Below are 11,871 nucleotides of genomic sequence, written 5' to 3'. Positions count from 1 at the left end.
CGTGGTGAAGCGGCCTACCGCGCACTAACTTTACCCTTGGACCACCGCGTGGGGGCCGATCAGTTCTTCCTCGTAACGGCGCCTCGCCTCGCGTATCCGGGCCGCGGCTAGTTCCTGGGCGGCGCCCTCATCCGCGGCCACGAGCTTGCCGTCCAAGACCATGGCGAACGTCTCCGCCATGAAGACCGTGAGGCTGTCCGCATTCTTGGTCCCAGCCTTCGCGGTGATGAAGGCGGTTTGGGCCTTCGTGAGCTGGTACTCGGTGACGATGGTGGTCCGACCCTTACCCGAGACGATTGGAACGCCACGGTGGCGCACCAATCCCATCACCTCCAGCATCGGCAGATGCCGCTTGATGAGCTTGCGGATGTCGGTGAGCCGCTCATAGCCCAGCGCCTCGGCCAGCTTCAGGTCTTGGACGGTGGCTTCCTCGGTGGCGAGCGGGTTGCCCGTAGGGGCTGCGAGGACGCCGCTCACGCCTGGACCTCCGTAGTGGCCTCAGGGACGCGATTCAGGAGGTCCCGAACCATGGCCGCGGGGATGGCAACGGAGACAATAACGGGCCGTTTGACGTCGTCCTCGCCTTCCACCGTGAGGAGCATGACGAGGCTGTCACCGTCCTTCCGGTGCTCCAGCACGAACTCTCCGTACCCAGCGGCTCCGCGGGCCGCTTCCGTGGCGATGGGGGCGACGAGGCTGTGCGCGCGCGGCTCTGGGCCGGCGAACCAGAGGTGGGGTGTTCTGTCGGTGGTCATGGTCAGGGTTCCTGATGATGGGCCCGCTCAGCGGCAGGCATAGGGAGGCGTTCACACGAACCGGAGGGGTCCGCGTGGGGTGTTCGTTGAGGGTGTGGGAAGCGTCAGCTCGGGCGGTTCAGGCGGCCAAGGGCGAGGAAACGCTTAGCTGTCCTAGTAGTGATAGTGATGGTGTCGCCTGCGCTGGTTCGATGGCCTTCACGGTCACAGGCAGACGCTGCCCTGCGATGTCGAGAGCTGTCGTTTCCATCACATCCTGAGTTTCCTCGGCGTGGGATGTTGCGACCAAGAGACCGTCATGGAGGCCCAGGGCAACGATGCCCCGTACTCGCAAGCGCTCCAGCGCCTCCGCAAGGATGCGACTCTCCGTGAACTGAAGGTCCAGCCCGAGCCGGCGTCCGAACGCGTTGCGGAGGTGGTGTCGATGAGCCCAGATGGCATGTCGCATCTGCTTGACGGTCCAGCCCAAGGGTTGAGCGACCTTCGCGTCATCGGGCCACGCGGTCCGATTGTAATGGTCGTTCAACAGCGTGTTCACCAGGAGCTTCACCGCCTCTCGGTGCTCCTCCAACCCGGGGATGACGTAGAGGTCTCCGTCCCCTGCCGACACGCCCTGTCCAGCGTAGACAAGGCGCGGATGCATGGAAGCGAAGTCGAGGACTGTGACGGGCTCCCCCTCAATTCTGATCCCGGCCCGACGCTCTCTCTCCAGGTTTTGCCAGAAGCCACCGTAAAGGCGCCCGCCGCGGTTCAGCCTGGGTGCGTCGGACGGTTTGGTCAGAACGAAGTGCCGCCGCAGCACTCGGTTGTGAACGTTCACCGGCCCTTTTCCATCGTCCACGAAGGTGATGTCCGCCCCTGCCAGGAAGGCGTTGAGTGCGCACATCTGAGCCCGCATCGTCATGGACGTTTCTGACTCAGGGTAGTCCACGCGGACCTTGTGGCCCCCGTGCGGCTTGAGAGGGTCGTGCGGCCGGTTGGATAGGCGGATGACCTCTTCATGGACATGCCGCGTGAAGTCGGCGGTTGTCAGCCCCGCGGCTAGAACGGCGGCCTTGAACGTGTCCGTGGGGGTGATGTGAGATGCATTCGCGCGCTGATAGGAGATGACGTGCTTGGCAAGCCCGGCTTCGCTGAGGAGGAAAAGAAGGTCGCGTAGAGCCTTCCCGGTGGCGGGGCTCGTATACCGAGGGATGCGCTTGCCGGTGTTCCCGGTCAGAACGCTCGTGTGCCCCGTTTCGGGGGGGATCAACACGGCATGGGCGAGGTTCGCCGTGATGATTTCGAGGACTGCGAGACGGCGGTCTTCAATGGCATCCTTCCGAGCGCGCTGGCGGGGAAAGTAGACATCCTCCTGGGAGTCGGCCGCTCGTTTCGTGAAGGCAACGAGTTCTGCGAACTTCTCGCCCTGTCCGCCCATCCATGGGTCGAACCAACGTGGCCGTGGGGCTTCGGTACAGGGCGTGAAAGTAGGCGAGGCGGGCACCGGAACGCCAGCGACAGGACAGCCGTCTGGGTCCCGGCTGCTGATGACAGCCGTGGGCATGGTGGGTTTCCCTGATGGTGAGGTGAAGTGGGCCGGGACGGGGGCCGAACAAATCGATACGTCCCGTCAGAGACGCGGCTGAAACCAGCGGGAGGCGGCCTGTGACCGGCGAGCTGGCCTCTTTTCTTCTGGGGTGGGTGGTTATCGGCGGCGTCTATGTGGGTGGTAACCCGGGGGCCCGGCCAAGAGCGCACCTGAGTATCCTCGGGTGGCGGGTAATCCCCTTCAAGCGGCTGTCGGTACGGACCCTCCCCCGCGCTTCAGGAGCCGAGCAACAGGCGGACACTCCACGATGAGGTGGCGCCGCCCAGCCCAGACCTCGAAGCCCTGTGGTCCCCACATCCCATCGAAGTAGCGACGTCCGCGGCTGAGGCTGTTGCGCTCATAGAGACTGTCGAAAAAGGTCCCCAAGGTCACACCGGTACGGCTCACTGCGAGCACCGTCACACCGGAGCGGCTGAACGTAATCATCGTCATTGATCCCCAAGGGCCTGTTCACCGGCCCGCAAGAGGAACGTCTCACATGCCCATGCCAAAAGTCAGACCTTGCGGAAAAGTCTTTTTTCTGTAATTTATATACACACTAGCCTTGGACTGAGGGGCCGCTGACTTTGGAGCCAACCGACCCACAAGCGGGTCTATCTAGTTATCAGTATTTTCATTCCGCTTCTTAGCTCGCCTCTTTGCGAGGGACTTGCGGCGCTCCTTCACAGAGCGATGCTTCTCCAGCTCAGCGCGGGGCGGTCGCATACGCAAACCGACCTCCGCGATGCGCTCCGCCAGCTCCGCCCGGTCTTCTGGTGTGAGGCTGTATCGCTCCTCCGGTGTCCAAGGAATGCACGAGACCACCTGAGCGCGGATGCTCCTGAACTCTCGGGCCTTGATACGAGCGAGCGCCCAGCCATCCCGGTTGCCCTGCTCCCGCTCCTGGGCCGTGACGATTTCCAGCAAGCGAAACTCCCTCTCGATTGCATCAAAGAGGATGAACGCCTGGAAATCCGTCAGGTAAACAGGGGTGGTCTTGGCAAACATTCGGCAGCTCTGAACGCGACAATATCCGCGCTTACCTTACCGCGACACGTCAGCCCATGACTCTACATGTCACGTTGTCAGGTGAGCGAAAATCTGGATTGGCTTGGACACCGACCCCCGCGAGAACGCCCATGACAGCCCCCATCCCTGCCCCCACTCGGCGGAGGGTGGTCCGCTCATCACCTGGAAAGCGCCGGTAAGCCATCCCCGCAAATGATGTTCAGAGCCACCACGTGTCCTACCCGCGTTCAAACCGCGGATAGGGGCACAACCGGCCAGCAATCGCGCGGCTCAACGCCCACTCGCACAGCGACATGCTGTAGCTTATTCTGAGCACCAGTCGGAGGCCAAATGGCGATAGTCACCCGTCGATTTCACTACCATGAGAAGGGCAACCACGATGAGACGTGGCACTCGCTCGCCCGAGATACAGACACGGGTGAGGTGTTCGTCCAGAAGGAGTGGGCGCACCGGGAGAACGTGGGCGACTGCCGAATTGAGTTGGCGGCCTTCTTAGCGTCCAACGACAGCACCGCGCGCACCAACCTGATGAAGCTGATTGGCTCGCTGGTTCCTGACAACGGTTGAGGCGGGCCGCGTCAGCTCCTCATAAGCGTCGAAGCGGCGGATGACCTCAGCTCGCACCGCCTTGGCCTTCTCGGTCTTCGAGAGGATGCAGACCAACAGGGCTTGCTGGCGGTTCAGGTAGAAGCCGACAGACGGGCGCCCGCCGAGCGGTCCCGTGGGTTTCGCGGTTTCGGACCGCAGAACCCCGAAGCTCTCCAACTCGTCGCGGTTGGCCTCGATGGTGGCTCGGATGTCACGGGGGCGCGCCATCCCAAGCTGTTCCGCTAGGGCCGTGTCCAGGACGCGCGCCTCGTTATCCAAGACGGTGATGATGAGCGCCGGGACGGAGGCGCGAACGGTCTCGGTGATGACGGCCTTGTGCTTGCGCATGGGTGTGCCTTTCCGGCTCCCGCTCGGGGTAGCCTGATGGGTTTCTGGGGCGAACAGCCGAGGGAAGTGAGAGTGTCGAAAGCAGCATTAAAACTTGTTGGGCAGAGGAGCCTTGGATGATCTTCAGAGTTGATGTGCGATGCCCACCCATCTAACCTAGGGTTCGCGCCGATGATCGAATTCCGAACTAACAGGCCAAATGCCTTGTTGCAGGCTTTCCGGGATGCCATCAAAGCCGGCAGGATCACTACCTGGAAAGAAGTGGCCGGCGGAGAGTTCGGGCATCTCGCAGCGCAGTGGAAAGATCAAGGCTCTCTAGCCGTCCTAGTAGAGCCGCGCGTGTCTCTCGATTTCTACTTTGTAGCTGGAAAGGGCGACAAAGACCCCAGAGAGGTCTACGCATATTTGCACTCAAAGATGCTAGATACCTTCATCTCCCACTTTCCAAACATGTTCACTGTCTCTTCGGTAACTCCCAGCCCTGTCGAGGGAGAAGGCGAAGTGAACTGATAGCTGGCAATACGTCGATGTGCCTCACGCGGTCTCTAGGGCTGCGCTCAGCGCCCGACGCAGGGACCCTTTGCCGATACGAGTTGTTCAGCAAGGCCCGTGTCCAGGACGCGAGCCTCGTTGTCCACGACGGTAATGGTGAGCGCCTGGACGGAGGCGCGGAGGGTCTCGGCTATGGCGGCCTTGTTATCGAAGCCGCCATGACCAGATACGGCAGCCCAAAGATGGAGAGAACGGATGGCGGACGGCCATGTGATTACAGTGCACCGCAAGCGGGTTGGGGGCGGAACTCCCGCCCTTGAGCACTATGCGGTTCGGATTGCGGACCACGCTGCAGCGATAGACGCAGTGAAGAGTGCTGCCCACGTGACGGATGAGACGGTGTCTGCGTCCGGACCGTTAACTCAATCGACGCTGGATATCTTCGGTGTCAAAGAGGGCAAGGCAACCCTCATCCAGGTAGTTTCCTAGTGGCATAAGTCTGTCGAGGTAGCTACAGCACCCGCGGCTGCCTCGCTCAGCGCCCGATGGACGGACCCCTTGCCAATCCCGAGCTTCGCCGCGATGGCGGCCATGCTCAGCCCCTCCGCGGCAAGCGCCTTGATCTGGTCCGCCTTGGCCCGTGCGGTGGGCTTCCGCCCCTTGTAGGCGCCCTCCCCCTTTGCCTTGGCGATACCCTCTCGCTGACGCTCCAGCATCATCTCCCGTTCGAACTGAGCCACACCGCCAAGGACGTTCAGCATCAGCTTGCCAGTGGGGGTCGCGGTGTCCACGCTCAGGTTGACGATGCGCAGCGCTACGCACTTGGCCTCCAGGCTGGCGATGATGTTGCCCAGGTGGGTCACCGAACGGGCCAGCCGGTCCAGCTTCGTGACCACGATGGTGTCCCCTTCACGGGCGAACTCTAGGGCCGCCTCCAGGGCCTTGCGAGGGCCCACGGAGGAAGCCTGCTCCTGATACAGCTTCGTACAGCCCAGGGCCGTCAGGTCGCGGATTTGGGCCTCCAGGCCGGCTTCCTGTTCCAAGGTGGAGGTGCGGGCGTATCCGATGAGCATGAGGGGCGTTCCGGTCCGGTTCGTTCCAATAGGTTCTAAGACGTTGAACCATGGATCGTTCCGAAACGCAATACCACTTTGTTGGAACGGTTACGGTAGGGACCTGGAACGTTCCACAGGGGCAAGCCCTATTGGGACGACAGGGCCTCTTACGGCTCTACGTTCAAAGCCCAGGACCGAGCTGGAGTGGACCCGAGCGGCACGAGTGCTCATGGTCCCCTCTCGCATGCCTTGTATGCCATTGTGCATCCGCGCCGCTCGAATTGGACCGCCCCCGATGATCCGCACTGCCCTTGCGTTAATTGCCCTCGTGAGAGTGCTCGGCCCTGCTCATGCCGCTCCGCCCAGCAAGTGTGCCGGCTCCACGCAGATGGACATAAACCAATGCGCCGGGGCCGACCTCAAGCGGGCCGATACCGCAATGAATGCCGCCTACAGCAAGCTCATGGGCCAAATTGGCTCCAAGGCTCAGGCGGGTTTGCGAGAGGCACAGAAGGCTTGGCTACCGTTCCGAGACAAGACCTGCGCTCTTGAAGCCCAGGGCACCGAAGGAGGTTCGATGCAGCCGATGGTCATTGCCTCGTGTCTCACGGTACTGACCACTGAGCGGACGAAGGCATTGAGAGGGTACCTGACGTGCTCCGAGGGTGACGCCTCGTGCGTTGGTCGCTTCAGCGAATGACCCAGCCAAGGGCGTGGGGGATGCAGGCGTCGATGTGAGGATGCCGGGAATTGGCAGCTTCGAGGGCTCCACATTCGTTTTGAAGCCCCCCCCCGCCTGTGCTTCCTCTCGTGCGCCTGGGCACGATACCGGGCGGGATACCAGGCGCGCGTCTGCAGGGGGTACCAGGGGGGGACCCGACTCGCCAATTAATCGATGCCCTCACAGATTTTTTCGGTAAAACAAAGCTGGCTTCAGACCTTTCTATGAGCGTTTAGCCTACTGGCAATTAGCCTTGTTCCCATCGGACCGTCCTCGTGGGCTCGTCAGCAAGAGCTACGTGGACTGCGTCGCGCACCTGCGCATCACCCTCCAAGGCACCAAGCCACCCGTCTGACGCACTATCGAGGTGCCACTCACGACTAGCCTCAATGGCCTTCACGAGGTCATCCCGGCAGCCTCTGGAGTGATAAGGAGAGCCTGTCCTTCATTGCCCACTATGGTCACGGAATGCTTCTGAGCACCCACCTAGATGCGCCAGCTGGTGCATGTGAGATCGACCACCGAACCGCCACGTCTGGTAATCCGGTTTAATCCGATAAAGTCGGTGTCTCACTAAAATTTGTATCTTCACCCGTAATTTCGCTCTACGTAAGTATCCGGCTCCCCGGTCTGACTCTGTGGTCAACATCAAATTTCTTTATGATTTGAGTATTGACGATTCCGTGAATTTGAAATCTGTATGCTCCCGCTTGGGCTTCGAATCATTCAGTGCCCATGGGAGGTTCGGTAGCTATGGTCGGGTTGATTCGCCTCAATGAGCCACAGGTTCAAGTTAACGCTCAGCCTGGTAACTTGAATGTTGATACGGCTACTGGATACCAGGGAGACGCTGTCGGGCTGTTATTCTCCAACGATCAGGGCGCCGTGATCTTTGAGGATTTCTTCGCTTTTAACAACCAAGATATCCAGGCGCGCTTCATAAGTTCTGTGAATGCTCGCCCAACCGGTGTCCAACTCGCGCCCCCCGGGCTTGGTCGCCTGGATATAAATGAAGCAGATCCGTCGGCGGCTGTGCTGGCTAATTTGGCCGATCCAAGCATACCGCAAAACCGAGGCTTGGTGGTCTGGGCGGAACAGTTTGCTGCGAATGATTTCGATATCGTCGGTCGTTTGATTACTGCCAATGGCGATGTCCTCAATGCTAATCGTTTCTTACTAGCTGCCAGCGGCGACAATGAGCGAGCGCCAGACGTTGCAGCTCTTTCGAATGGTCGGTCAGTAGTCGCTTGGCACAATGCGACTCAAGGTACGATCCAAGCAGAAATTATTGGAGCCGATGGACAAACACCTATCGGCGTCCCGTTTCGAGTTGATACTCAGGGCAACTTATTTGCCTTTACTACCGCACCGGTTGTTGCTGGGCTGACGAACAACAATTTTGTCATAGCTTGGGTTGGCGCCGATGTAAGTGGCGCCGGAATCCACGCCCAGGTGTTCGACGGGCAGACTGGGGCTAAACTCGGGAATGAGATTGGTACCGCTGATAATGCACTGAATTTCATCCGAACTGGGAACCAAGATCAGGTTGCCATCGCGGCTCTTAGCAACGGAAATTTCGCCGTTGCATGGAGAGATGACAGCACGCGTGCGGACGTAAACGGTGCCTTTGATACCAGCGGTACCGCAATCAAGGTCCGAATTTTTGATTCAGCGGGCACACCGTTAGCGGTCAACGGTCAGAACGATATCCTGGTCAATACCGCGACTGCAGGCGATCAATCTCAACCCTCCATCACTGCCGGACCCAATGGGGGGTTTGTCGTAGGTTGGACCGATGCGAGCGGGTTGGCAGACTCCGCTGGAAGGCTGGATGCGTTAGGGACCGCAATCAAGGCTCAAGCCTTCGCCGCTGATGGCTTCAAGCTCGGAGGAGACCTCCTCGTAAACACGGTCACGTCTGGCAATCAATTTAATGTTGATCTCACGACTGGTTCAAACGGCGTAATCCTTGCGACCTTCGATGATCTCAGCGGTCAAGTTGATACCGGCGGTCAAACTGCTGATCCCAGTGGGGGTGGCGTGCAGGCAGTTCGTCTTCGAGTCGATGCAGACTCCACTGCGCCAGCTGTAACGGTGTCAGTGAGCGATGCCGATCTTACCCCAGGAGAGACGGCAAACGTAACATTCCAATTTAGTGAGAAGGTCGTTGGCTTCACAGCTAGCGATGTCGCCGTTGGTCAGGGTGCCTTGGGCGCCTTCACTCAAGTCGATGATGATACCTTTACAGGCGTTTTCACACCAAATGCCAACTTCAAGGGAAGCAGTACCATTTCCGTGGCAGCTGCGAGTTACACCGATGAAGCTGGGAACGCTGGATTTGCCGGCCAGACGTCTGTCAACATCAAGACTGCTTCGGTTCAAGCGGAAGAAGTGTATCGCTTTTTCAACACCAATACGGGGGGGCATTTCTTCACAGTCTCGGAAAACGAGCGCAACATCGTTCAGACAAGTGACCCTGTGTACAGAGCTGAGGGCATAGGCTTCGGTGCGCTTGAAGCCAAATCCGTTGCGGGGGCCGAGGAGGTCTATCGCTTCTTCAACACAAAAACCGGTGGTCATTTCTTCACCACCTCCGAGTTTGAGCGGGACCAAGTTATACAAACCGCCCCAGATTACAGGCCCGAAGGTATCGGATTTTACGAATTCGAGGCAGATCAAGGTAGCAGCACCGACGCTGTGTATCGCTTCTACAATACCAAGACTGGTGGACACTTCTTCACCGTCTCGGAAAACGAGCGAAATATCGTATCTAGCGCCGGAGGTGACTACAGGTTCGAAGGAATCGCTTTCTACGCTCCTGACGCTGGAGCGTTCCTGTTAGTTTGAGAACAGTACCTAGGATTTAGGGAACACCCGTTGGCGACCTTATGAGGCCTCCGACTGTATCAGGAGTTGACCGTCAATCGTGGTCTGAGGTTGAGCCTCGTCCATGGTTGGCGGTTTCTCACTGTGGGAGGCAGCTCACCGCTCACTATGCAGTTCTCCAGCATTCGATTCCCAGGCGCTCCGCCCAACTCGCCTAGCTGTCTGCTTATGCTACAGTTTCACGCTACAGGGGCATCTCTGCGCGTCGCCTAAGTTATTGAAATAAAAAAGGTTAATGGGTTGGCGTGGAATGTCCCACCCCTTCCGCCATGCGCATCTAATTCACCTTTGTTTTCAGTGGGTTAGGTATGGTATTGGCGAACTCATCACCCTGGTTCGCCAATGTTTGTTCGCGTTTTGCCCTGGCACGCTTCGCCTGGGCAGCATCCGCGAGAAGCGGCTGAGACGCGGCTCGGGTGTACCGGCTCACCTCTTTCGAGGTGCGGTGACCGGTGACAGCCATGATCTCGCGTTCTGTCGCACCGGTCTCGGCCAACTGCCGGGCCGCAGCCTTTCGCAGGCCATGGGCAACGCAGCGCTTCGGAAGGCCTGCGGCCCGGACCATGTCTCCGAACCAATTTCCGAACCCCGCAGGCGTGAAGGCTGCACCGTCGCGGGTCACAAGGAACGTGAGGTTCGTGGCGGGCATGGCGGCAATCGCATCCGCCAATTCGTCGTCGATGGCGATGCTGAGCTCGCTTCCGCCGCGCTGGGTCTTCCTCTGCTTGAAGATGATCCGGCCGTCTCGGACGTGCTGGCGGCCCAACCGGGTGACGTCGGATCTGCCTCGCTGCCCGAGAGAGAGCATGAGCGCGAAGGCAAGCCGCGCTCGCGACCCGATCGGATGCACCGACCTGAACTGGTCGAGCTCAGCATCCGTCCATGTGTGAAACCCCTCCGGGTTCATCCGGAGCGGCTTGATGCCGAGAGCCGGGTTTGTGTCGACCACTTCCCGCTCGACAGCGAACGCCATCAGCGTCCGAAGCATACGCAGCATGTTGTTGGCGGCAGCCGGCGTTTCCGCCTTCTGATCCATGAACCGGCGGATGTCCTTGGTCCGCAGATGCGCGACTCTTTTGGACCCGTGCTCTGCCCTGAAACGCTCAAGGATGCCGCGGTAGGTGGCGCGGGTGCTGTCGACGATCTTATGCGGGTTCGTCCATGCGGCCGAGCCATAGAAGGCCGCGATTAGGGCGTCGAAAGTACCAGCAGCCGAACGAGATTCCGCAACGGGTGGGCGGCTTGCAACAGCTGCCTCATAGGACACCCGAAAGCCGTCAGACCCTGGACCACCGGACGGCAGCGGAACGGCCTTCCGGCCCTTCGCACGGTAGCGCCAACGCACCTTTCCGTGCCGATCCTGATAGGGCGATGCGCCGGGGTAGGGGTTGCGGGCGCGCGGCATTGGCTACTCGTCGAAATCGTTCGAGGGCGCCCTACCCTCTTCGGTCTCAGCACCGATGACCAGGGACTCGCCCTGGCCACCCTCTCGAGGGCCAACGATCACGATGGTGCCGAGGCGTGGGTTGATCTCGACTCTTCCGACCTTAAAGCCGGCCGCCTGAGCGCCTTTTACGGCACGGGAGATAGCAGCTTGAGTGAGTGTGATCTGGCGCTGTGCCATCATTCGGCCCTCTCAGCCCCAACGATGAAGGGTCTCTCTGTCCGAGATGCTAAAAGCTGCCCAATAGCCTCTAGATCCAAGAGGATCATCGCGCCGGCAGTCGTAGCGTCAGTCGAGCAGATCTCGTTGCCATGAAGGAGGCCCGGTGTAGCTCGAGCGTCAGCTAAAGCCTTCTCAATCTCGTCGCAGAAGGTCCACGGTTTATTTGGCCACATGATGCAGTAGCGGAAGTAATCAAATCCGCCGAGCGGGCTCGAAATGATCAGCGCGACGGGGGCAACGTCGAGCCTTTGACACACTGCTTCCAGCTTCCCGGTGGGGTCAATGATTTTGCCTGGCTGTGAGAGCGCCCACCATGCCACCTGTTGGGCAGCGTCGCGTGCCACGCCCGCGGCGTCTTCTACTTTGATACCGCGGTTCACGAGCGTCTGGAGGACCAGCATCTCTGCGAGCTTGAACACGTTGTAGCGTGCCTTGCCTCCATCCAACGGCTCCGTGAAACCGAGGCGGCGATCATGCCGCTGGCTCTGCGGCGACCGGCCGGTCATTTGTTCGGCCTCGCTTACCGAGAACGACTGGCGCTGGAGGGAAGGAAGCTTCGTCATACGTTCACGTATAGAACGGAACGGCAGATCGTTCAAGCCATGAACGTGAGAGTTGCGTGGATGCGAGATGGTCTGCTTTTGGGCTCGGCGTGAGGGCGCCGAGCCCTCACCCACAGACTCGGTAGGAGCATCCCGCAATAGGCCGAAAAGACCACAGGTCATTACTGCCCCAAGTTCGTCTCAGCGGTGTCGTCAGCC

The 11,871-nt window shown here is 60.0% G+C and carries 11 protein-coding genes; 3 read left to right on the top strand and 8 right to left on the bottom strand.

Going from position 1 to position 11,871, the window contains the following annotated elements; all coding sequences use genetic code 11:
• Positions 1-30: 30 nt before the first annotated feature.
• The 5 genes from ASF20_RS14320 to ASF20_RS14300 form a co-directional block, all read right to left on the bottom strand.
• Positions 31-477 carry a hypothetical protein gene (locus ASF20_RS14320; RefSeq protein WP_056275126.1) on the bottom strand — a complete coding sequence of 149 codons (447 nt, stop codon included), beginning with the start codon at positions 475-477 and terminating at the stop codon, positions 31-33.
• Positions 474-755: a hypothetical protein gene (locus ASF20_RS14315; protein ID WP_056275124.1), complete on the bottom strand. Its 282-nt coding sequence runs from the start codon at positions 753-755 to the stop codon at positions 474-476. Before ASF20_RS14315 ends, ASF20_RS14320 begins: the two co-directional genes overlap by 4 nt.
• Positions 756-873: 118 nt before the next feature.
• The gene (locus ASF20_RS14310; protein ID WP_056275122.1) at positions 874-2,175 is read right to left on the bottom strand and encodes a hypothetical protein; all 1,302 of its coding nucleotides are present in this window, start codon (positions 2,173-2,175) and stop codon (positions 874-876) included.
• 768 nt (positions 2,176-2,943) lie between these two features.
• Positions 2,944-3,333, bottom strand: a complete 390-nt coding sequence (locus tag ASF20_RS14305; protein ID WP_056275120.1) for a hypothetical protein — start codon at positions 3,331-3,333, stop codon at positions 2,944-2,946.
• 513 nt (positions 3,334-3,846) lie between these two features.
• The gene (locus tag ASF20_RS14300; protein ID WP_056275118.1) at positions 3,847-4,290 is read right to left on the bottom strand and encodes a hypothetical protein; all 444 of its coding nucleotides are present in this window, start codon (positions 4,288-4,290) and stop codon (positions 3,847-3,849) included.
• Positions 4,291-4,461: 171 nt separating this feature from the next.
• Here ASF20_RS14300 and ASF20_RS24135 point away from each other — a divergent pair, with 171 nt between their 5' ends.
• Positions 4,462-4,800 carry a hypothetical protein gene (locus ASF20_RS24135; protein ID WP_156648085.1) on the top strand — a complete coding sequence of 113 codons (339 nt, stop codon included), beginning with the start codon at positions 4,462-4,464 and terminating at the stop codon, positions 4,798-4,800.
• Positions 4,801-5,267: 467 nt separating this feature from the next.
• Here ASF20_RS24135 and ASF20_RS14295 read toward each other — a convergent pair whose 3' ends face one another.
• On the bottom strand, positions 5,268-5,855 hold the full coding sequence (locus ASF20_RS14295) for a recombinase family protein (protein ID WP_056275116.1): 588 nt from the start codon (positions 5,853-5,855) through the stop codon (positions 5,268-5,270).
• Positions 5,856-6,132: 277 nt separating this feature from the next.
• Between ASF20_RS14295 and ASF20_RS24470 the strand changes: the two genes are divergently transcribed.
• A complete protein-coding gene (locus ASF20_RS24470; protein WP_056275113.1) occupies positions 6,133-6,537 on the top strand; it encodes a lysozyme inhibitor LprI family protein in 405 nt (134 codons plus the stop codon).
• Between the two features lie 774 nt (positions 6,538-7,311).
• Positions 7,312-9,405, top strand: coding sequence for an Ig-like domain-containing protein (locus ASF20_RS24130; protein WP_156648084.1), 2,094 nt, complete (start codon positions 7,312-7,314; stop codon positions 9,403-9,405).
• A gap of 316 nt (positions 9,406-9,721) precedes the next feature.
• On the opposite strand, the gene ASF20_RS14285 is transcribed toward ASF20_RS24130, so the two are convergent.
• On the bottom strand, positions 9,722-10,849 hold the full coding sequence (locus ASF20_RS14285; RefSeq protein ID WP_082501359.1) for a tyrosine-type recombinase/integrase: 1,128 nt from the start codon (positions 10,847-10,849) through the stop codon (positions 9,722-9,724).
• A gap of 218 nt (positions 10,850-11,067) precedes the next feature.
• Positions 11,068-11,709 (bottom strand): hypothetical protein, encoded by a 642-nt coding sequence (locus tag ASF20_RS14275; RefSeq protein ID WP_156648083.1) that lies wholly within the window; start codon positions 11,707-11,709, stop codon positions 11,068-11,070.
• Positions 11,710-11,871 lie beyond the last annotated feature (162 nt).

The organism is Methylobacterium sp. Leaf88, from assembly GCF_001422795.1.
Taxonomy (GTDB): Bacteria; Pseudomonadota; Alphaproteobacteria; order Rhizobiales; family Beijerinckiaceae; genus Methylobacterium.
The sequence above is the reverse complement of the archived record's forward strand: the minus strand, read 5'-3'. Positions and strand labels throughout refer to the sequence as shown.